The following is a 21,526-nucleotide window of genomic DNA, read 5'->3' as shown; positions in this document are numbered from 1 at the left end:
GTCAGTGGCGGGTCCTAGTTTTCTTGCCATGGAAGAGAATCTGGACGTCACGCGCATCGCCACTCGCCGCGAATGGTTGGTTCATCGGACTCATCAGATGTCACCGGGACAGGTCTTCGGATGCTGGCTGGTCGGCATCAGTGTCCTGTTCACAGCAGGTCTGGCAACCCACGCCTTTGCACTGGCTGGCCTACAGTTTCATCGCGAAGTGAACGGGCTACCACTGGAAGCCATCGTTCTCCCGTGGTGCGTCTTCGGAGCGGCGGCGACGCTCACCATCCTGCCCATGTGCTTGGTGGGCATCAGGATGTTGGACCAGGCAACGTGTGGCCTGCGATTTCGTGTCATGCGGCTACGTCGCGCCATTCAGTTGAGCATTCGGCGGGGGCGGCATCGGGGCGAAAGCATTGACCTGGACGGACTTGGGCTTCTGGCGATGCTCCTGGTGATGCTCATCATTGGGTGCTTCGTGACAACCTCGTTGGTACTGGATCTGTCCCGGCAGTCGCCGCTGCTCGGCATGATCGGCATCGCAGCCGCCCTCTTGTTCTTGGGCATGCTGATCACGGGCCTGATTCCTCAACTCTTGGGGCCGACTGACATGGGACGCGCTCTGGGCGTGATCCCGGCTGCGCGCGATCTGCCACTCCCCTCTCGAGCGCGCTGCGCCGTCTGTGACGAGGGACTTCAGGATCGCCGCCTCCATCGCCGCATGTGGCGCTCACTTCAGCCACGGGTCGAGCGGGTTCTGTCAAGGATGGGCCGCCACTCCAGCTGGATCTCCTACTTGCTGGACCACCGAGGGATGGCTGGGCTGTTCCTGACTGCGCTGGTGCTCATCGCCCTGATTGGAACGTCGAATTCCTCTGCACTGGATGCCTTGATCACCCTGTCTTCCTTTGTTGCTTTGGCTCTACTGGCCGTTTCCCTGCCCCCTGGCCCCAGCCTCTTCGATGCATACTTCGCTCCTCCCAGCTGGAAGAGGGTGCTCGGCATGATCCTCAGCATGGCGGGAGCAGCACTCATGCTGTACAACGTTCGCTGTATCCGTCGCCTGCTGACCATCGTCCAGCGTGAGGGAGCCCAGGCCTCCATCACTGTGGAGCCCGACCAAGCAGTCCTCTTCATCATCACGCTCGAACTGCTTGCCCTCTACTGCCTCGTCAATTGGTGTCTCACCCTGTTCGGATATTCCCTCCGATGGCGCAATTCGACCGCTGTGCGCAGCTTCCTGCTGCCCCTCCTAGGATTCGCCCTCGGAGCCATCTCGGCCAACTGGGCATGGATGGCCGCCGTATCCCTACTCGCGTGGATGGCAGCCACGTCCAAGTCATATCGTGACAAGTGGCACGCTTCTCCCACTGTCACGCAGGAGTCGAGTGCGGGCTGTGCCACCCAAGAAGGTGCCTCCCGTGCCGATGAGCTCTCCGACGTTAATCCGACTGGCCCGGCGCGTTCACGGTCCTGGAGTTGACGGACCTCCCAAAGGTCCGATGACAGATGCCGGCTCGGGAGCCTGACCACAAATGAGATCCACGCCACTTTATTGTTCTGGAGCGCGCGAGGCACCGCCTGAGCGCATGCGAGGCAACATCAGTCGGTCTCGCATTCACAAGATCCATCCAGTGCACGTGCCATCGTGCACTGGGGACAGACCCCTGCGTCCAGTTCGGACCGACCAGAACCGCCCCCTGATGACGGTCCGCCATGAACGGGATGGTCGATGCCCCACGTTCCCTTTCGGTCTGCTTGCCAAGCCCGGCCGTCCACCGAGTACAGGAGGGGACTGCCCCGGGTTTGGTTGACACTGACATCTCAGGTCCGTGAGGGCCTGGTGAAAGGATGCATGTCATGCCCAAGCCCCATCCCCAGGAGTTCCGCGACGACGTGATCGCGGTGGCCCGCAAGGGCGAGGCGCCGATCGGCCAGATCGCGAAGGGCTTCGGGATCAGTGAGTCCTGCCTGCGCAACTGGCTTGCCAAGGCCGACCGTGCCGATGCCCCGGCCGGCGACAGCCGGTCGGCTGCCGAGTTGCGGGAGGCGAAGAAACGCATTCGGCTGCTGGAGCAGGAGAACGAGGTCCTGCGCCGCGCCGCGGCCTACTTGTCTCGTGACATCAACCCAAAATGATGTTCCCCTTGGTCACCGACTTGGCCCAGGCCAAGGGGACACAGATGCGGGTGCCGGTGGCGGTCTCGTGCCGGGTGCTGGGCTTCTCCCGGCAGGCCTATTACCAGTGGCTCGCCGAGCCGATTTCCCAGCGTGACTGGGACGATGCGCACCTGATCAACGCCGCGATCGACCTCCACGACGAAGACCCCGGCCTGGGATACCGCCTGATCGCCGATGACCTACCCGAAAAGGGCATCACTGCTGGGGAGAACCGGGTCCATCGACTCTGCAAGCTGCAACGGATCCGCTCGTTCCACTCGATCAAGAACGGCTCGTGGAAGAAGCCTGGTCCTCCGGTCCATGAGGACCTGGTGCAACACCACTTCACCGCCGACGAACCGGACGTGTTGTGGTTGACCGACATCACCGAGCACCACACCAGCGAGGGAAAGCTGTACCTGTGCGCGGTCAAGGATGTCTTCTCCAACCGGATCGTCGGGTACAGCATCGCTGCACGCATGAAGGCCAGCCTGGCGGTCAATGCCCTGCGGATGGCGGTGCAGCGGCGCGGTGACGTGGCCGGGTGCGTGGTGCACTCCGACCGGGGCAGCCAGTTCCGGTCGAAGAAATTCCTGCGCGAACTCGACGCCCACCACCTGACGGGGTCGATGGGCAGGGTTGCCGCGAGCGACCACAACGCCGCCATGGAAAGCTTCTTCGCCTTGCTGCAGAAGAACGTCCTCAACCGTCACCCTTGGCCGAGCCGGGCCGAGCTGCGGCTGGCGATCATCACCTGGATCGAACGTTCCTACCACCGCCGCAGACGTCAACGACGCCTCGGCAAACTCACCCCAGTAGAGTTCGAAACAGTCCACCAGACGACCACCCAGGCCGCCTGACCTACCCCCTAGAAACCGTCAAGCAAACCCGGGGCAGTCCCCTCTGCGTTGTGGTGTGCATGCGTCGAATATCCCACGCCACGGGTGCGTTCAGGCCCAAGATTCACTCTCCGTGAATCCCCGGGAGCGCCTGACCCTCAGAAGTTCCAGTCCACGCTGTGCATCCCGGGCAATGGATCACGCAGCACCACCTGCATGTCCCGCTTGGGGCGCATCCGCTGGCTGACCTCCTCATCGGAGCCGTCGCCGTCCTCGGTGAGGTTGGCCAGGTCGAAGTAGTAGGTGAAGTGCTTGGGCGTCTGGGCAAAGTGCGCCTCCAGAGCCCAGTGGCGCATCCCATCACGGACCATGCGCGTGAAGCCGTAGCTGTCCTGCGGTGTGGTGAAGGTCCAGTCCATCGTGTACGCAAAGGTGTGCAGCTGGCCGCGCACCAGCGGCCATGGCAGCCGGATGTCGGCGCAGAGCAGGACGTCGTCATCGCCCAGTTTCACCACGTCGCGCAAGACGCAGCCCGTGTCAGCGCTGATCAGCGGCGGTTCCTCCTCGACGAATCGCTGGCGCAGCGCGATCGGCACGGACTGCACCCCGTCGCGGGCGGCGCGAACCACCTGCAGCGTGTGTTCGGTCTGCCGCCGACGATCCTCGGAGATCCACAATGTGTCCTGGACGAAGACATTGTCCAAGCTCTCGCGGGCATCCAGTCCCAGCACGTCGAGCGCCCGCTGCAGCTGCTGCACCACCGGCGCCGACCGCACGTCGTCCCACCGGGACACCGCATCCGACGGCACCAGCGAGCTCAACTGCCCCACACCCAGGCCCAGGATCACCTCCAGCGCGGCCACCGCCCGCAGGTCCTTCTTCTCGGTGGGCAGGGCCCTGCCAGAACGCCAGTAGTCCAGCGTCGCCAGGTCAATCCAGACACCCTTCTTGTCCAGCTGCCTCTGCAGGCCGGCAAGGCTCTCCCGGGATTCCTTGATGGCGCGGGAGAGCACGGCGGCAAAGGCGCGCCCGTCGCCGTCCTGCCCGCCGCCCGAGACGGAGGACGCGCCACGCCGACCAGTCAGAAGCTCCACTCCATGTCATACAGGCCGATCGGGGCCTCCAACGTCGTGTACTGCATGTGCTGACCCACCTCCAGCGGCAGCGGGGAGGCGTCCAGGCCGTAGCCGTCGCGGTGTCCCAGCGTCGCCGACGTCGGGGCGTCGCCCTCGAAGGTGACGTCGAAGGAGAAGATGTCCACCGGCCCCGGCAGCGCCAGGCGAATGCCCGGAATCGGCTCCACGCCAGTGATGAGGAAGGTCATCTGGCTGGTCTGCAGACGGCCGGCCTTGGTGTTGCTGGTGCGACGCGTGGTGGCCTGCACCATGTCACACAGCTCCCCCACGGGCACCGGCGCCGTCACGCGCTCCCGCCCCGTGCCATTGATGGCCTCCACGCTGGCACCCCGGGGCACCAGGAGCAGCAGCGACGGCTCGTGCCGGAAGGATCCCAATGGCCGGGTGACCAGGTGGACGGTGCGCTCCAGCACCATCCGGTCGGCGCTGAGGCGGCTGGAATCGTGCGCCATCTCCGCAACGAACTGCTGCTCGGTCAGGGATCGCACCTCCGCCATCCGAGCCCAGGCAGGCGTGTTCCGTGGCAGGCCCACCAGCGGCTGCCACTCCCGCTCCCCCTCGCCGGCCGACGGGTCGACCATGTCCAGGGAGATGCTGGGCAGCATCTGCTCCAGGGCCCGCAGCACGCGTAGGTCACGCTCGGGCGACGGCGTCTCCCGCCCGTCCACCCAGTTCTGCAGGGTCTGCGGCGACGTGCGAATGCCACGCACCAGGAGCTGCGCGCTCAACTGCTCGGTGCCCATCCCCGAGGCGTCGAGGGCCTTCGCGAATCGCGTGGCGAACGTGGGGCCGGCAAGGTTGTGGGGCATGTCACTTCTTCCATTCGATGGAGTGCAGGCCGGGCAGGGGGCCCCGCAGCACCCGCTGGACCTGCTTGGCGGAGCGGATCCGCTGCGTCATCTCGGTACCCGTGGGCGTGCCCAGGCGGGTGAAGTTCTCCACTTCGTAGTTGTACTCGACGTAACCGGGAGCGTCGCCGGCGAAGTCGATCGTCGCGGCCCAGTAGCGCAGGCCGGGCCGCACCAGGCGGGTGATGCCGTCACTGTCACGGTCGCGGGCGAAGGTCCAGTCCATCCGGTAGCTGAACATGTGCAGCTGCCCCTTGCGCAGGGGGCGAGGCAGGCGCAGCTCGGCGCAGAGCAGACCCTCGTCGTCGAGCATGGCGACGTCATGCAGCTCACACCCGGAGATTCCGCTGATCCGCGGCGGCTCGTCCTCGGTGAAGATCTGGCGCAGCGCGACCGGGATGTTGTGCACCCCGTCGCGGGTGGCACGGACCAGCTGGGTGGTGACCTCCGCCTGCCGGTGGAAGTCGGTGGAGATGCTGACCGAGTCCTGCAGGAAGATGTGCTCCAGACTGTCCAACGACGGGAGCCCCATGACGGCATAGGCCTCTTCCAGCTGCCGGTCGATCGGCGCGCTGCGCACGGGATCCCAGCGCGAGACGGCGTCGCTGGGCAGCCGCGACAGGAGCTGCCCGGCGCCCAGGTCGAGGATCTCCTCCAGCACCGTGACGCCCTTCAGGTCGCGATTGCCGGTGGGGATGGCCTGACCATTGCGCCAGTAGTCCAGGGTCGCAATGTCACGGTGGACGCCCTTGCGGGCCAGCTGCTCCTGGAGCTGCTTGAGGCTGAGCCGGGAATCGCGAATGGCACGCGACAGCACGGCGGCGAAGTCGCGCCGGCCGCTCATCTCGTCCATCGGGTTCCCATCCACGCCCGCCAGTATGCCGGACGATAGATTCCACCCAAGTCGGTGAAGGAGCTCCTCAACCAGCCCTCAGATCGGGATCCCGAACCACCCGAAGACGTCATCGGCCACGCATCTGGGCAGGCCGCTTCTCCATGAACGCCGTCACCGCCTCGGCAGCATCAGCCGAAGCCGCACACACGCTGATGTTCTCCACCTCCATGGCCAGGGCCTCACCCAGCTCCATCCCCAGCCGCCCGAAATTCCGGCGCATCCCCGCAAAGGAGAGAGTGGGCCCAGAAGCCAACCGGGACACGATTTCCCCGGCCGATTCCTTCAGCAGCTCGTCACCCACCACGAAGTCCACCAACCCCACCTGCTGCGCCTGTTCGGCATCCAGCAGTTCGTTCAACATGCAGAAACGCTTGGCGCGGGAAACCCCCATCCGCGACGCGAAGCCCACCGTCGAACCACCCGCATTGGAAATGCCGAGCCCGGGGAAGGCCGGACGCAGCCGCGCACTGCTACCCGCCACCACCACGTCGGCCAAGGAAACCATGCCGAGCGCACCACCCACACACCAGCCACGCACCTCCGCCACCGACGGCACGGGCAAGCTCCCGAGCTTCTCCAGCGCCGGATTGAAGGCATCGAACAGGCCCGGCATCCGCGTCCCCAACTCCTCGATCCGCTCATGGAAGGGCCGCAGGTCGCCGCCCTGGGAGAAGTGGTCACCCTCCGCACGCAGCCAGACCACGCGAACCCCGTCGGCGTCCGCCACTCGGTCCAGGGCACGCTCCAGATCCTTGCCGAAGCCGACATCCACCCGATTCCCCGATTCGGGCGCGCACAGCACCACCTGCGCAATTCCGGCGTCGATCTCCACCCGCACCTGCTCAGGCACCCTTGCCTCCTGGTCATCGTTGACTGGACCGTCGTGCCTCGATCATCCCTCATCGGCCGTGCCAGCGGGGCAACTTTTCACAGCCCCCTGAAGATTCACCAGTGATGTGCGTCGCGCCCGGAGACCTGACCCTTCAGCTGCCAAGAATTGTCGGGCCCGGGAGACCAGCTCTGGCGCAGGAGGAGGATGTGATGGACAGGAAGACCGCAGCAGCCACACTGGCCGCAGCGCTGCTGGCCACCGGCTGCGCAGCCAGCGGCGAAGGAGCGGGCGAGCCCGCCGGATCGTCGACCACCGGATCCAGCCAGTCTGCTGCCAGCGCGAAGGCCTCGACCAGCCCAGCCGCGGACCCGTCCAGCTCGGCCACCTCCGCATCCACGGACCCGTCGCTGGCCATCAACGTCCAGGACGGAGCCAACGACGTGCCGGTGAGCACGCTGATCACCGTCACCCCGACGGCCGCCACCGTCACCGACGTCACCATCACCACCACGGCCAGCGGCAAGAATGCCGTCACCAAACTCACCGCACAGGCCAACGACAAGGGCATCTGGATCGCCGACAATCGTCTGGACCCCAGCGCCAGCTACACCGTCACCGCCACGGCCACCGGCGACGATGGCAAGGAGGTCACCAAGACCAGCAGCTTCCGCACCGCGGCCCTGAGCCGGCAGCAGGAGGTCTTCCCCACCCTGGCCCCCGTCATCAACGGCCCCTACGGCGTCGCGCAACCCGTCGTCGTGCAGTTCGACCTGCCCGTGCAGAACAAGGCCGAGTTCGAACGCAACATGCACGTCACCTCGGTCCCGGCGCAGGAGGGCTCCTGGGGCTGGCTGGATGACAAGACCGTCCACTGGCGCCCCAAGCAACACTGGAAGCCGGGCAGCACCGTCAAGCTCGACGCCCGACTCAACGGCGTCGACGCCGGCGACGGCAGATACGGCCAGCTGAACCGCGAGCTGGAGCTCAAGATCGGCAAGAACCAGCAGGGCAAGGTGGACATCGCCAAGCACACCATCACCTGGCTGCGCGACGGAAAACCGGTGGGAACCTGGCCCATGACCGCCGGCAAGCCCGGCTTCGTCACCCGCTCCGGCACCAAGGTGGTGATGGAGAAGGCCGAGAACATCACCATGAACTCCGAGACCACCGGCATCGCCCAGGACTCCGCCGAGGGCTACGAGGTGAAGGCGGCCTTCGCGCTGCGCGTCACCAAGTCCGGCGAGTTCATCCACTCGGCGCCGTGGAATGAGGGCAACTTCGGTGTCCGGAATGCCTCGCACGGCTGCGTCGGCATGCGTGACGACGAGATGTACAAGCTCTACACGACGGCCCAGATCGGTGACCCAGTGGTCTTCACCGGATCCGACCGCAAGCTGGAGTTCGGCAACGGCTGGAGCGAGTGGGACATCAGCTGGGAGCAGTGGAAGGCCAAGTCCGCCCTGAGGTAGCGGCTCCTCTCACCTCCCTCCGGGCGGTCCCCCGCCCCCGACTCCGCAAACCGACCTCCCGGTGTGGGCCGGGAGCACTTCGCCCCGCTCTGGCAAGGGGGCGCTGGCGCGGCCCGAAGAGCTGGAGGACGGTTTGCGGAGTTGGCCCCGGCAGAGGGTGGCCGGGGAGCCTGCAGCGGTGGTTCTCCGCGCCGACCGGCTCTTGACACGCGGCGGATCTGCGGCGACAGGTGAACTGCGGTGACAGGTGAACTGCGGTGACAGGGGATCTGGGGTTGGCGTGCGGCGACCGGCTGGCGGTTGGCTCTGCGTGCACGGTGGGGCCCGACCTGCCACACTCGAAACACAGACCGTACATCCGGTGAAAGGAAGACCATGCCCGTCGTCGACACCAAGGCAGATCTGAAGGGCAAGACCCTCACGATCGTGGCCGAATTCCAGGCGCCCATCGAATCGGTCTGGCAGGTCTACGCCGATCCGCGGCTGCTGGAACGGGTGTGGGGCCCCGAGGGAATGCCCGCCACCTTCACCCTGCACGATCTGGCGCCGGGCGGCCGGATGAACTACTTCATGACCGACCCCGAGGGCCAGAAGTACTGCGGCTACTGGGAGGTCATCGAAGTCCACGAGCCGCACCACATCGCGGTGATGGACGGCTTCGCCAACCAGGACTTCACGCCCAACCCGGAGCTCCCGGCCAGCCGCAATGACTTCGACTTCGAGCCCATCGACGGCGGCACCCGCGCCACCTACACCAGCCACTACGCCAGCGCCGACGAACTGCAGGCGGTGCTGGACATGGGCGTGATCGAGGGCGCCACCTCGGCCATCAACCAGATCGACGGGTTGCTGGCCCGCAGCTGACCGACTCGGACGTGGTCGGCCAGGGTTGCGACTGCCCCCGGCGCCTCAGGCGGTGCGCAGCATCCGGCCGGCCACCAGCAACAGGACCAGGGCCACGGCCGCCAGCACGGCGCAGACCACGAAGACCCCGGCCACACCGGCAGCGCCCGCCGACCCCAGCGAGATCACCACACCGCTGAGGACCGAACCCACCCGTCGGGTGTTCATGAACATGCCCGACGCCATCCCCGGCGCGGCGATGATCTCCTGCACCCATGCCAGCCCCAGCCCCTCGATCAGGGCGATGAAGACCGCATTGGGCACCTGCAACAGGAGCAGCATCCACGGGCTGTCCACCACCAGCAGGCCCAGGTAGTAGAGCAGCGCCAGCGCCGAACCAACCACCACCAGGGGGAACTTCGGGCGGTTGATCGCCAGCCGCCCCGAGAGCACCAGCACCGGAATCTCCAGCAGGGCGCACAGGCCCAGGCACAGGCCGGCCCACAGAGGGGCCAAGCCCAGGTGCTCCGTCACGAAGAGCGTGATGACCGCCACCGCCACCGCGTTGGTGGCTCCGGTCAGCACGAAGGAGAGCAGCGCCAGCCCCACCGGCACCTTGCCCACGGCGGCGGTGGCTTCCGCGAGGACCGGCTCGTCGAGGGTTCGGCGACTGCGCGCCCGCATCATGTGGACGGTCAGCCCCAGGTTCACCAGCGCGATGATGGCCACCGCCACCAACAGGGCGCGGCTGCCCAGGGAACCGATCACCAGAGTCGCCACCGGCGGGCCGATGATCCAGGCAAAGGAGAAGACGGCTCGCACCGAGGTCACGTCCTGCAGGCCGGCCCCTTGGTGCTTGAGCTCGGCGAAGAGCATCGAGCCACCGACGCCAGCCGGGGCGCCCAGCAGGAGCAGGGCCACCAGCGCCATCGAGAGGGATGTGGCGAACCACAGGGCGATGGCCAGGGCGATCGTGAACAGGCCCGCGGCCAGCATGGGCAGCAGGTAGTCGCGTCGACGGTCGGCCCAGGCGGGGATCACCAGCTGGGCCACGAATCCGGCGCCCTGGTAGCAGGCGATCACCCACCCGACCTCCGACATCGACGCGTCGTAGAGGGTCACCAGGAGCAGGGTGAGGGCAGGCGCCAGGAAGGCGAACTGCAGCCCCCACAGCAGGGCGGAGCCTGCGAGATCTGGGTGTCGGCGCATGGTCTTCCTCCTGGTGCCGCTGGGCAGGGCAACGGCCTCATTCTCTGGCCGGCCCAACGAGCCAGAATCCTACCACTTGGTAGGTAAATGTCTGCAAGACTCGACCCATGTGCGAACCGCAGGTCTTCACCCGCCCCGCCAGCTGTGATCGGGACAACGAGGATGCCGCCGCCACCGCCCCCGGAATCGGTGTGGTCACCGACGGCGCCGGCCTGCCCAAGAGCATGCGGCAGGGCTGCCACCACGAGGTGAGCTGGTACTCCACCCATCTGGCCCAGACCTACCGCGACCAGCTCGCCCGCCGCGACGACACCATGGCCGGCTCTCTGGCCACCGCCATCCGACGGGTCGCCGAGCTCCACCCCGAATGCGACCTGGCCGCAGGCTCCCCCAGCGCCACCCTCGCCGCCTGGCGCGTCACCGGCTCCGTGCTGGAGACCCTGGTCCTGTGCGACGCGTCGATCCTCGTCGCACTGACCAACGGACAGGTCACCGAACTCACCGACGACCGGTTGGGTGAGCTGGCCACGCGCGCCGCAGCCAGCGCGACCTGCCCCGACGGGATTCGTGCGGCCCAGGCCCAGGTCTTGGAAGAGCAGCGCAACCAATCCGGTGGCTGGTGGTGCTGCCACCACGACCCATCCGCGGCGGCCGAGGCAAGGGTGGAGAACTTCCCGCTGGGCTCGGTCCGCGGGGTGATCGGCGCCAGCGACGGGGCCACCCGTTTCCACCAGTCGCTGGGCGGCAGTCTCACCAGGCTGACGGAGACGGTCCTGCGCGGGGATGCCGAACGAATCCACCAGCAGGTGCGCGAGTGGGAAACCAAGCGCGCGTCCGCCCTGCAGAACCGGGCGCGCAAGGTGCACGACGACTTCACCCTGGCCTGGCAGCTCTTCGACCGGGCCTGAACCCACCAGGCAGCTGATCGATCCCCCCTCGCCTCGGTCTGTCCTGCCTCGATCCGCCACGGCCTCGATCAGCCCCTGCCGCGATCAGCCCCTGCCTCGATCCACCATGAGCTCCAGCTGGCGATACCTCGACCGGGCGCTGGCAGGAGCACCGGCACTGCGGGATGAACTCCGCAGACCGACCCCGGGTTCGTCCGGCGCGATGGACACCCCACCCGGCCCGGCTCAGAGGCCGGCATCGCCCGGTCGAATTGCGGAGTCCGATCGGCGGACCCCCGACTACGGGCAGCCAAGCCGTGCAGACCAGAGCCTCGTGACCGCCGCCCCAACGCCAGTGCGCCCTAGTGTTGGGGCATGGCCTTCACCGGAATCCCACTCGAGGCGGTCGACTTCTACCGCCAGCTCGAGGTGAACAACAACCGCGAGTGGTGGCTGGCCCACAAGGACGACTATGACCGCCTGGTCCGCACCCCGATGCTGGCCCTGGCCGAGCAGGTGGGCCCGGCCTTCGGCGAGACGAAGGTCTTCCGCCCCTACCGCCAGGTGCGATTCAGCAATGACAAGACGCCCTACAAGGCGCACCAGGGCCTCTACGCGCACAGCCACACGCACGCGGGCTGGTATTTCCAGGTGGACTCCACGGGCTTCCATCTGGCCGGCGGCAACTACTTCATGGACGGCCCGCAGCTGGCCCGCTACCGCGAGGCAGTGCAGAACGACGCCACGGGCGTGCAGCTGCAGGAGATCACGGCCGAGCTGGAGTCAGCGGGATACCTGATCGACGGGGACCGGCTGGCCACCCGCCCCCGCGGCGTCGCACCGGATGCCCCGCGGCTGGAGCTGCTGCGCCACAAGACCATCTCGGCCCGCCTGGATCTGGGGCAACCAGCCTGGATGGCCACCGCGGAAGCCGCCGAATACCTCAACGACGGCTGGGACGAGCTGCGCGACCTGATGGCCTGGCTCACGCAGTACGTTGGCAACTCGGACGTCTCAGGGCCCCGGGCGCGCTGAGCGGCGCGCGCCTGGACAACCCCTCACCCGGCGGCCGAGCCACCCCTCAACCCCGACGAACGGACCTCACCAGCGGCAGGTGCGCCCGCATCCCCGCCGACGCCACCACCGCCAACACTGCGGCCATCAGCAGCGGCCAGAATCCCCGCACCAGCACCGACGCCAACTGACCGGCCGTGGCCGCGCCAGCGCTCACCCCCAAGGTGATGCTGGTGGACAAGACCGTCATCATCGTCGCCATCCGATGCCGCGGCGCGATCGCCTCCATCCAGGTGAAGGAGGTGACCAGGATCACCCCGGCGCCCAGCCCCAGCACGAACCCGCACGCTGCGGCGAGCCAGGCCGCAGGAAGCGTCATCATCGCCAGCGCCCCGGCCGCCACGAACAGCCCGCCCAGCAGCACGCGGGACGGAAGGCCGAAGCTCTGCGGAAAACGAGCAGCCAACAGGCTGGCCACTCCACTGCCGATGCCCACGAATCCATAGACCAGACCCGTCACACCGGGCGTGCCGCGCGAGTCGAAGACCGCCGTCAGCGCCGTCTGCGTTGCACCGAACAGCGTCCCCACCGCAAGACAGCCCAGCATCGGCCACAGCACGGGCAACAAACCCACCGAGGGGCCGCCAGCGACAACGGTCGGCTGCCCCGCAGGCGTCGGGTCATCGGCCCAGTTGGCGCGGTCCAGCGCCAGGTACAGCAGGAACAGGCCCTGCAGAACCAGTGTCAGGGCAAGGATCGCGCCCACCGCCGGCAGGGGCCCCAGCAACGTCACCAGGGCACCCGCGAGCACCGGTCCCACGACGAAACCCGTCTCGTCCACGGCCCCCTCGTAGCCCAACGCCCGTTGCACCAGATGCGGCGCGCGCAGCCGAACCGCCAGCCGAGACCAGTGGCTCCGGGCCACCGGCCCCACCTGCGGATTTGCCGCACCCACGAGTCCAGCGCAGAGCAGCAGCGCTGCCAGCGGCGCCGACTGCACCATCAGCCCCAGGAAGATCGCCTGCCCCACCAGGGAGACCAGGGTCGCCCCGGCGAGCGCGGGCAACGGCCCCAACCTGTCCACCAGGCGGCCCACGACGGGCCCGCCGATCGCACTGCCCAGCCCCACGGCCGCCACCGCCAGACCACCGGCAGCCAGGCCATAGCCACTCTGGCTGAGCACCAACAGATATCCGAGCTGCACCATCGAGCTGGGCATGCGGCCCACGAAGGCCGTGACGAGGAAGGGCCAACCAGCTGCGTCGGGCAGCGACGGTTCGGGGCCGCGGGGCGGCATGTCACGTGGGGCGAGGGGCCCGGGGGACGGGGGTGTCATGACTCTCCTGAATACGTCGAGCCGACGCGGCCCGGCCTCACTCGCGTCGAAGAAATTCCCTTTACGTCAAGACTACGACGAAGAACCCCGGCAGCCGAACACCAAGCCAACCGAGTACCGAGCCAGCGAGACCTCAGGCCGGCTGGCTGACCAACTTCAATCCCGCCACGCACCCGACGATCCCCAGCACCAGCAGGATCTTCACCAGGCTGACCGACTCGGCGCCCGTCGCCATCGAATAGGCCACCGTGGCCGTCGCGCCAATCCCCACCCACACCGCATAGGCCGTACCGACGGGAATCTCGCGCATCCCGAAGGCCAGCCCGACCATCGAGATGGTCATCGCGACCAGGAAGACCACGATCGGCCACGGGCGGTGCAGGCCGTCGATCCGGTCCAGGGCCGTCGCCCAGACGGCCTCGAACAGGCCCGAGAGAATGAGGATGATCCACGCCATGCGGCCCATCGTCGCACGACGCGCCAACGGACCCGCGCCAAACGACTCGCCCCGCGCCACCGTCAGTCCGAGGTGACCCGGGCATGGCGCCACTGGCCATCCGGGATGGTGACCTGCGGCTCACTGCGGCCACGCGACACCCAGGTGCGCACCGGTGTGGCGCTGACGGCCAGCACGGTGAGCACCGACAGACCCGCAGCGAACAGATTGCCCAGACCCGTCGACATGTCCGACGACACGGCGGCCAACTGCAGGAGCGCATCGATCGTCGCCACCGACATCAAGGCCACCCACGCCAGACGTTTGCGGGCAATGACGAACCACCACAGGACCACCGCGACGGCTGCTGCCAGGGCGCTCACCCGGATGTCCAATGTGCTGCCCAGCACCCGCTCCGCCGCGCCACGGAAGGCCACGAACCCCCACGCGGCCATGGCCACCAGTGCACGCAGAGCCACCAGCAGCCCACCGATCACCAGCGGCGCCGGCGGGATCCCGTGCTGGGCGAAACCCGGATACGGATAGGCACGGGCGCCGACCTTCTCATGCCCCACCCGCATCAAGGCGCCGGAGACATCCAGGACCGGCATGTCACCGTCGGTGCGCACCCGGTCTCCCCCGCCATTGCGATGGTGGTAGGCCGTGGAGAAGTCCTTGATGACCGTGACCGAGGTCTCCGGATCGGCATAGCGGATCGTGTCGATCAGGTAGTCCCGCTCGATGTCGATGTTCTCGTCGATCTTGTGCGTCACCTGCCAGGTGAACATCGAGAATCCCACCGCCCGGTCATAGGTGGCCGCCGCCAGCCACTGCGCCTTGTGGCCACCCGGCATCACCCAGCCGCGCGGCACCCGCCAGAACCGCACGTGGTGACGCTGGCTCAGGTTGCCGTCCACCTCCTGTTGGTAGGCGAAGTCCTGCAGGCGGCCGAACAGGTACAGTCCCGAGACCGGCGCCGAGGGATAGGAGCGGCGGGTCAACCAGGAACGGATGGTGTTCCATGCGGTGCGTACCGAGAGGTCATCGGCCCTGATCCATCCCGCCGCGCGCATGGCGGCGTGGACGTCGTGCTCATTGCCGTCGAGGGCCAGATTGATCGGATCGCCCAGGACACCGTCAGCGGTGCGAGTGCGGCCAATGAAGTAGTCGGGCAGGTAGAGCAGCGTCATCAGCTGGTGCACCCGCGGCAGGGCCAGATAGGCCGTCACCGCCCAGAAGAGAAGCAGATGCAACAGGCGAACCCGATGGCCGGAGAAACCGCTGGTCAGAAGGATCGCCGCCAGCCAGAAGGCCAGTGCCAGAGCCGCCAGCGCGAACCCGGCCGAGACCAGCTCGAAGAGCTTGAAGGAACCGCGCGCGGACACCTTGCCCGGCGGATGCCGGTACTCCGGCGGCGCCGAGGGCACCGGGTAGCGCTGCGGGCTCATGCCTCCATCCTGCCGCAGATGTATGGGGGCTCCGGGCCCCGACTCCGCAAAACGACCACCAGATCCAATGCCCCGTGCCGGCCTCCGCGGGAATGCGGGGGCCGGCGCGGAACGTGAGGTCGGTTTGCGGAGTCGGCCGTGTCAGCCCTCCACCGGTGGCAGCACATCGGGGTTGCGCTCGAGCCACGCCTCGATGGCCTCCTCCTCCTGACCCTCACCGAACTCGTTGACCACGGTGTTCTCCAGATCCCCGTACTGGTCATCGCTCAGCTTTGCCTTGGACAGGAACTCGGCGGCGTCCGGGAACTCCTCGGAGAAGCCCTTCGCGCCCAGGATGTTCATGCCCTCACCGCTACCGAAGGCCTTCTTGGGATCCTTGAGCTCCTTCACGGGGAACTTGCTGGTGGCCCAGTATGGCTTCCACAAGGTGACGACGATGTCGTCCTTCTTCTTGATCGCATTCTGCAGTTCGGCGAGCATCGCCGTGGTCGACGAGGTCACCAGCTCGTAGTCCTGCAGGCCGTACTCGGGGATCACCTTGGTCTGCGTGGTGTTGGTGAGGCCCGCGCCGGGCTCGATGCCAACGATCCGGCCACCGTACTGACCCTGCTTGCCCTTGAGGTCCTCGATCGAGTCAAGGGAGCTGTACTCGGGCACGGCCAACATGTTCATCGCGCTGGCATTGAAGGTGCCCAGCTGCTCCAGATCCTTGCGGTACTTGTCCATGTACTGCTTGTGAGTGACATCCGACCAGGCCGATGGGTTCAGGTCAATGTCGCCACGGGCCAGACCCGCATACAGCGGCGCAGGCTCGCTGAGCACCTGGTACTCCACCTCATAGCCCATCGCCTCCAGACGATTGCCCCACAGATATGCCGTGCTGCGGATGTCAGTCCAGGCAGGGATGTTTCCGATCACGATCTTGCCCTTGCTGCCGCCGCCGATCTTGCCGGGATCGACGATGGAGAAGGCAGCGACCACGGCGAGCGCCAGCGCCGCAATTCCCGCCATCAGCGCATGGCGCCGGCGGGGAGCCATGCCGCTGCGACGCAGGCGCGCCATCAGCGATCCCGCGTACTCGCTCGGGCGGCCCAGCGCGTCGGTCAGTCGGTCCAGGTAGATGGCCAGGAAGACCACCGCCAGACCGGCCTCCACCCCCTGAGCCGTGTTCAGCGACGCGATGGCGGCCGTGACGTCCTTGCCCAGACCATCGGCGCCGACCATGCCTGCGATGACGGCCATGGACAGGGCCAACATGATCACCTGGTTGACGCCCGCCATGATCGTGGGCACCGCCAGCGGCAGCTGGATGCCGCGCAGGATCTGCCACGGGGTGGCGCCGAAGGAGTGCCCGGCCTCGACGGTCTCCGAATCGACACTACGGATGCCCAGCTCCGTCATGCGCACACCGGGCGGCAGCGCGAAGATCAACGTGGACAGCACTCCGGGCACCACACCGATGCCGAAGAAGGTGATCGCGGGGATCAGGTAGACGAAGGCCGGCATGGTCTGCATCAGGTCCAGCACCGGCTTCACGATGGCACTGACCCGGTCACTGCGAGCGGCGGCGATGCCCAGCGGAACGGCGATCACCACCGCGAACAAGGTGGCCATCAAGACCAGGGCGAGGGTCTGCATCGCGTGCGTCCACAGGCCCATCGACCAGATCACACCGAAGGCGAGCAGGGTCCCCGCAGCCAGTCGCCAGCTGCGGACCACCCAGGCCAGCAGCGCGAACAGCACGATCATCACCGGTTCCGGCACCGCCACCAGCAGGTCGGTGACGCCACCGACCACCCACGACACGAAGGCCGTGATCCCGTCGAAGAAGGCACTCCAGTTGGCGGTCATCCAGTCGATGCCGCGCTCCACCACCCGACCGACGGGCAGCTTGGGAATCTCGATCTCGTGAATCATGCCTGCTCACCCTCCTTGCGCGGGGCGACGGCCGTGGCACCGGAGCCGGGACGAGCGTCGCCGGTGGTGGTGATGGCCTGGATCTCGGTGGTGGTCTCGTTCTGCGTCTCACCGACGGCGGTGAGCAGCGTGACGCGGGGAATGACCCCCAGGAATCGCTGCTGCTCGTCCACCACGATCAGCGGCGAGAGGTGCTTGGCGGAATGCTCGAAGAGCTCGGCGATGGGGGTGTCGTGGGGCACCACCGGCATCTCGTGCTGGCTGGACCACGGCAGCTGCGTCCTCGCCAGCCGCACGGCCCGGGCAACGTCGTCCTCCCACAGCACGCCCACCGGTGTGCGGTCGCGACGCAGGACGACCAACCAGGAGTTGGCGGTCTCGCGCAGCAACTTGTGAGCCGCCTTGGGTCCCTGTTCCGCGCCCAGGACGGCTGGCGGGTGTTCGGCGATGTGCGCCGCCTTCAGCACCTTGGTGCGGTCCACGTCCTGGATGAAGGTGGAGACGTAGTCATTGGCAGGGTTGTTGAGGATCTGCTCGGCGGTGCCGATCTGCTCGACCCGGCCGTCACGCATCATGGCGATCCGGTCTCCGATGCGCATCGCCTCGTTGAGGTCGTGCGTGATGAACAGGATGGTCTTGTCCAGCTTCTGCTGCAGCTCGACCAGCTGATCCTGCATGTCGCGTCGGATCAGCGGGTCGAGCGCGCTGAAGGCCTCGTCCATCAGCAGGATGTCGGTGCCGGCAGCCAGCGCCCGCGCCAGCCCGACGCGCTGCTGCATGCCGCCGGACAGCTCACCGGGGTATGAACCGCCCCAGCCGCCGAGCCCCACGAGTTCGAGCGCCCGTTCGGCCTTGGCTTCACGATCGGCCTTGTTGATCCCCTGGATCTTCAAACCGTAGGCAGCATTCTCGCCAACTGTGCGATGGGGCAGCAGGGCGAAGTGCTGGAAGACCATGGAGACCTTCTCGCGACGCACGCGCCGCAGGCCCGCGTCGGAGAGCTTTCCCAGGTTCTCGCCGTAGATCTCGAGGTCACCCGCCGTGGCCTCCCACAGACCGTTCACCATCCGGATGAGCGTCGACTTGCCCGACCCCGACAAGCCCATGACGACGAATATCTCGCCGGGCTCCACGGTGAAGTTGGCGTCGATCACCGCCGCGGTGAGACCGTCCTTGCGGAGGTCATCCTTGGTTGCGCCAGCTTTCAGCGCCTCGACGCCCCGCTGGGCGCGTTTTCCGAACACCTTGTAAAGACCATCGGCCACGATTGCCGGCACGATTCTCCCTCAGATTGGCCCGGAGCCCGCCAATCATCGGAAGACACCATCACAGTCAGCACCCCGCATCGCCGGACCCACACAGAACGACATGACCGTAACAACGCGTTCAGGGAGGGCAAAATTCACCAAGTTCGCGCGCGATAGCAGGAACAAACTTCAGCTTCCAGCGCTGGAGGTGACCATTTCCCAAGAATCCGGTCTCGATGTGACAACAATATTTCCCCAGTTCTTGACTGCCGCTGGCCTGACCCTGTGGAAGGAAGGAGCGGCGAGGGTCGCCGAGGCCGCCCGCCGAGGGCCGGCATGACCGGATCTCCCAGCCCCCAGCCACCAGCCGGCCTGTGCGGCAGCACCGGCACGGATCCGACGCCCCAGGCCACCAGGCCTTGCGACGCAGATGCTTCAGGCGCGGGCCGCCACCTCGTCCACAGGCGTCTCGCCGTCGTTGAACTGGATGATGCGGTGACGGCTGGTCGCCGGGTGATTCACGACGGCCGCGATCATCCGAGCCACGTTGCCGCGCGAGACCTGGCCCGACTCGCTCGCCTGGTCATCCACGCGCCCCGTCGGCTCGTCGTGGGTGAGGGCGCTGGGGCGCAGGATGGTCCAGTCCAGCTGGCTGGCCTGCAAGTACTCGTCGGCAGCCGCCTTCGCGTCGGCGTAGGCATAGAAGGAGTTCTCGGGGCTGACCCCGTGGTCTGCGCCGGCACCGAAGTAGGACACCATCACGAACCGGCCGACGCCGGCGGCGAGCGCGGCTTCCATGCTCCGGATGGCCGCATCGCGATCCACCGCATAAGTGCGACGAGGATTGCCGCCCCCCGCACCGGCCGACCAGACCACCACGTCGGCCCCGCGGAAGAGCTCCGCCAAGGCGTCCGCCTCAAGCTCCTCCACATCGGCGACCACTGGGGTGGCGCCAGTGGCGGCAATGTCGTCGGCCTGCTCGGCGGCGCGGACGAGGCCCTCCACCTCATGTCCCGCCTCCGCCAGCAGGGGAAGCGTTTGCAGCGCCACCTTGCCGTGGGCACCGATGATGATCACCTTGGACATGGGGTCTCCTGTCATGACGAGTCGACGCCGCGCTCAGCGGTGCCGCCAGCGTACGCGACGACACCAAGCATGACTGCTGGATCCCAGCGGTGGTTCATTTGCCCGACACCAGCGCCGACCCTAGGTTCATCCCATGCTCTCCACCTGGCTTGCGGGCCTGCTCACCGGCCTGTCCCTCATCATCGTGATCGGGGTGCAGAACGCCCTGGTCCTACGGCAGGGGCTGCGCCGGGAACACGTGGGCCTGGTGGTGGCGATCTGTGCAATCAGCGATCTGCTGCTGATCGCAGCGGGGACCGCCGGGATGGGTGCCGTCGCGGCCGCGCACCCGGCGGCGCTTCGCGTGCTGAGCTGGGTGGGTGCGGCCTATCTGGTGTGGAGTGCGATCGGGTCCTTTCGGGCGGCGGCTCGGCCCGGGAAACTGGAGGCCGAGGAGCCTCGGAGTCGCCGGTCCGTGCTGGGGACGGTTCTGGCCGTCACCTGGCTCAACCCGCACGTCTATCTGGACACGGTTGTGATGCTGGGGTCGATCGCCGCGAGTCACGGCGCCCTCAAGTGGACCTTCGCCGCTGGGGCCATGACCGGATCAGTATTGTGGTTCGGTTCTCTCGGTTTCGGAGCCCACGCGCTCTCGGGGCCCTTGGGACGCCCCAGCGTCTGGCGGACCGTTGATGTGCTGACCGGGCTCGTGATGCTCGCGGTTGCAGTCAGCCTGGTGCTCTGACCACCGCACCGCCGCACCGCCGCACCGCCGCACCGCCGCACCGCCGCACCGCCGCACCGGGAGCGAACTCCGCAAGTCACCCCGCGGTCAGGTGTCCCAGATTCTGGTCAGGCGGGGATCCGCCGCGGGACGGCCAACCCGGGGCCGAATTGCGGAGCCGCCCCTTCAGAAGGTCACCAACAACGACAGTGGCCGCCCGCTCACGCGGACGGCCACTGCACGCAATGGTGGATCAGGATGGTGAACCAGGATGCTGGATCAGGCCTGCTTGAGGTCCTCGATCAGCTCACGCACGTAGACCAAGGTCTCCTCCGGCCCCTCGACCGCATGGCAGGCAATGCCCATTTCGTAGACCGGGTAGTCATTGCCACCGGGCTGCAGGCGATCACCCACGAAGAGCATGTTCTCCTTCTTGATGCCGGTCTGCTCCTCCAGAGCCCGCATGCCAAAGGCCTTGTCGATGCCCTTCATGGTGATGTCGATCGAGGTCGAACCACCGGAGCGGACCTCCAGCTGCGGCACGTCGGCGGCCACCGCGTCACGCAGTGCGGCGCGCTTGGTCATCTCCGGGTCCCAGGCGTGCTTGTCTGCGACGGCCGCCTGCTGGCCCAGCGCGGAGAACGTGATCTGCGAACCGCGATCCTCAATGCGGGCACCCTTGCACACCTCATCGCTCTCCCACAGGCCAAGCTCCTTGGCGCGCCTCTCCAGCGACTCGATGGCGGCCGTCTTGTCGGCCTCCTCCAGCTCGTGGGCATAGACCTCAACCCACTCGCCGTTCTCGTGCCGCAGGTAACGCGTGCCGCAGGTGGGCATCAGGTGGAGCTTCGACAGGTCAGCACCATGGGGCAGGTTCTCGAGCACCTGCGACTGGAACTGCTGGTAGCGGCCGCCGGAGATGATGCACACGGGGCGAACGGCCAACAGGTCAGCGAGGGTCTGCGCCATGTCCGGCTGGACGGGCGACTTCGACGCGGCGAGCGTGTCATCCAGGTCGAAGGCGACGATCTGCACATCGTCAGGCACGGGAATGGTCAGTTCGGTCAAGGCTCTCCCCCGAAGAGTCAACATGCATGGCGGCACGGACGTGTGCCACTGGTCACCTTAGCCACGACCATCCTGAGCAGGCACTGAAAGACCTTGTGTAGCAGTGATCGCGAGCCCTTCCCGAGCCAGCTCTTCAGCCGGTGTTCAAGGAGAACGCTGCGG

18 protein-coding genes and 2 pseudogenes are annotated in these 21,526 nt (G+C 67.1%); 7 read left to right on the top strand and 13 right to left on the bottom strand.

Annotation, left to right across the window (positions count from 1 at the left end):
- Positions 1–28 precede the first annotated feature (28 nt).
- Together ACTQ49_RS05350 and ACTQ49_RS05345 are read left to right on the top strand one after the other, a co-directional pair.
- Complete coding sequence (locus tag ACTQ49_RS05350) at positions 29–1,474, top strand: hypothetical protein (protein ID WP_441826813.1); 1,446 nt, start codon at positions 29–31, stop codon at positions 1,472–1,474.
- Between the two features lie 377 nt (positions 1,475–1,851).
- A protein-coding gene (locus ACTQ49_RS05345; protein WP_441826812.1) for an IS3 family transposase occupies positions 1,852–3,011 on the top strand; the annotation gives its coding sequence in 2 pieces (ribosomal slippage) (positions 1,852–2,125 and positions 2,125–3,011; 1,161 coding nt in all).
- Positions 3,012–3,148: 137 nt separating this feature from the next.
- Here the strand turns inward: ACTQ49_RS05345 and ACTQ49_RS05340 are convergent.
- The 4 genes from ACTQ49_RS05340 to ACTQ49_RS05325 form a co-directional block, all read right to left on the bottom strand.
- Positions 3,149–4,084: a hypothetical protein gene (locus ACTQ49_RS05340; protein ID WP_441826811.1), complete on the bottom strand. Its 936-nt coding sequence runs from the start codon at positions 4,082–4,084 to the stop codon at positions 3,149–3,151.
- On the bottom strand, positions 4,072–4,935 hold the full coding sequence (locus ACTQ49_RS05335) for a hypothetical protein (RefSeq protein ID WP_441826810.1): 864 nt from the start codon (positions 4,933–4,935) through the stop codon (positions 4,072–4,074). Before ACTQ49_RS05335 ends, ACTQ49_RS05340 begins: the two co-directional genes overlap by 13 nt.
- Position 4,936: 1 nt before the next feature.
- Positions 4,937–5,842: a hypothetical protein gene (locus tag ACTQ49_RS05330; RefSeq protein ID WP_441826809.1), complete on the bottom strand. Its 906-nt coding sequence runs from the start codon at positions 5,840–5,842 to the stop codon at positions 4,937–4,939.
- A gap of 94 nt (positions 5,843–5,936) precedes the next feature.
- Complete coding sequence (locus ACTQ49_RS05325; protein WP_441826808.1) at positions 5,937–6,719, bottom strand: enoyl-CoA hydratase/isomerase family protein; 783 nt, start codon at positions 6,717–6,719, stop codon at positions 5,937–5,939.
- A gap of 191 nt (positions 6,720–6,910) precedes the next feature.
- Between ACTQ49_RS05325 and ACTQ49_RS05320 the strand changes: the two genes are divergently transcribed.
- Together ACTQ49_RS05320 and ACTQ49_RS05315 are read left to right on the top strand one after the other, a co-directional pair.
- Positions 6,911–8,170 carry an Ig-like domain-containing protein gene (locus ACTQ49_RS05320; RefSeq protein ID WP_441826807.1) on the top strand — a complete coding sequence of 420 codons (1,260 nt, stop codon included), beginning with the start codon at positions 6,911–6,913 and terminating at the stop codon, positions 8,168–8,170.
- Positions 8,171–8,545: 375 nt separating this feature from the next.
- Positions 8,546–9,034 (top strand): SRPBCC family protein, encoded by a 489-nt coding sequence (locus ACTQ49_RS05315; protein WP_441826806.1) that lies wholly within the window; start codon positions 8,546–8,548, stop codon positions 9,032–9,034.
- Positions 9,035–9,079: 45 nt separating this feature from the next.
- On the opposite strand, the gene ACTQ49_RS05310 is transcribed toward ACTQ49_RS05315, so the two are convergent.
- On the bottom strand, positions 9,080–10,222 hold the full coding sequence (locus tag ACTQ49_RS05310; RefSeq protein ID WP_441826805.1) for an MFS transporter: 1,143 nt from the start codon (positions 10,220–10,222) through the stop codon (positions 9,080–9,082).
- A 107-nt stretch (positions 10,223–10,329) separates the two neighbouring features.
- Between ACTQ49_RS05310 and ACTQ49_RS05305 the strand changes: the two genes are divergently transcribed.
- Positions 10,330–11,130 (top strand): protein phosphatase 2C domain-containing protein, encoded by an 801-nt coding sequence (locus ACTQ49_RS05305; RefSeq protein ID WP_441826804.1) that lies wholly within the window; start codon positions 10,330–10,332, stop codon positions 11,128–11,130.
- Between the two features lie 354 nt (positions 11,131–11,484).
- Entirely contained in the window at positions 11,485–12,144 is a 660-nt protein-coding gene (locus tag ACTQ49_RS05300; protein WP_441826803.1) for a DUF2461 domain-containing protein, read from the top strand.
- Positions 12,145–12,190: 46 nt separating this feature from the next.
- On the opposite strand, the gene ACTQ49_RS05295 is transcribed toward ACTQ49_RS05300, so the two are convergent.
- The 7 genes and pseudogenes from ACTQ49_RS05295 to ACTQ49_RS05265 all read right to left on the bottom strand — a co-directional run bounded on the left by ACTQ49_RS05295 (position 12,191) and on the right by ACTQ49_RS05265 (position 19,593).
- The gene (locus tag ACTQ49_RS05295) at positions 12,191–13,459 is read right to left on the bottom strand and encodes an MFS transporter (protein ID WP_441826802.1); all 1,269 of its coding nucleotides are present in this window, start codon (positions 13,457–13,459) and stop codon (positions 12,191–12,193) included.
- Positions 13,460–13,592: 133 nt separating this feature from the next.
- Entirely contained in the window at positions 13,593–13,916 is a 324-nt protein-coding gene (locus tag ACTQ49_RS05290; protein ID WP_441826801.1) for a DMT family transporter, read from the bottom strand.
- Positions 13,917–13,978: 62 nt separating this feature from the next.
- On the bottom strand, positions 13,979–15,343 hold the full coding sequence (locus tag ACTQ49_RS05285; protein WP_441826800.1) for an LssY C-terminal domain-containing protein: 1,365 nt from the start codon (positions 15,341–15,343) through the stop codon (positions 13,979–13,981).
- Between the two features lie 141 nt (positions 15,344–15,484).
- Positions 15,485–16,255 (bottom strand): annotated as a pseudogene (locus tag ACTQ49_RS05280) (glycine betaine ABC transporter substrate-binding protein); the annotation flags it as partial.
- Positions 16,256–16,414: 159 nt separating this feature from the next.
- A pseudogene (locus ACTQ49_RS05275) lies at positions 16,415–17,260 on the bottom strand (ABC transporter permease); the annotation flags it as partial.
- Complete coding sequence (locus ACTQ49_RS05270; RefSeq protein WP_441826799.1) at positions 17,257–18,537, bottom strand: quaternary amine ABC transporter ATP-binding protein; 1,281 nt, start codon at positions 18,535–18,537, stop codon at positions 17,257–17,259. The gene ACTQ49_RS05270 and the pseudogene ACTQ49_RS05275, both read right to left, overlap by 4 nt.
- A 405-nt stretch (positions 18,538–18,942) precedes the next feature.
- Positions 18,943–19,593 carry an SDR family oxidoreductase gene (locus tag ACTQ49_RS05265; protein WP_441826798.1) on the bottom strand — a complete coding sequence of 217 codons (651 nt, stop codon included), beginning with the start codon at positions 19,591–19,593 and terminating at the stop codon, positions 18,943–18,945.
- Between the two features lie 133 nt (positions 19,594–19,726).
- Here ACTQ49_RS05265 and ACTQ49_RS05260 point away from each other — a divergent pair, with 133 nt between their 5' ends.
- Complete coding sequence (locus tag ACTQ49_RS05260) at positions 19,727–20,317, top strand: LysE/ArgO family amino acid transporter (RefSeq protein WP_441826797.1); 591 nt, start codon at positions 19,727–19,729, stop codon at positions 20,315–20,317.
- Between the two features lie 258 nt (positions 20,318–20,575).
- Here the strand turns inward: ACTQ49_RS05260 and ACTQ49_RS05255 are convergent, their stop codons facing one another.
- Positions 20,576–21,355 carry an HAD-IIB family hydrolase gene (locus tag ACTQ49_RS05255; RefSeq protein ID WP_441826844.1) on the bottom strand — a complete coding sequence of 260 codons (780 nt, stop codon included), beginning with the start codon at positions 21,353–21,355 and terminating at the stop codon, positions 20,576–20,578.
- Between the last annotated feature and the right edge of the window lie 171 nt (positions 21,356–21,526).

This window comes from Luteococcus sp. Sow4_B9, from assembly GCF_052116585.1.
In the GTDB taxonomy this organism is placed as follows: domain Bacteria; phylum Actinomycetota; class Actinomycetes; order Propionibacteriales; family Propionibacteriaceae; genus Luteococcus.
This window is presented reverse-complemented; position numbering and strand designations above follow the sequence as displayed.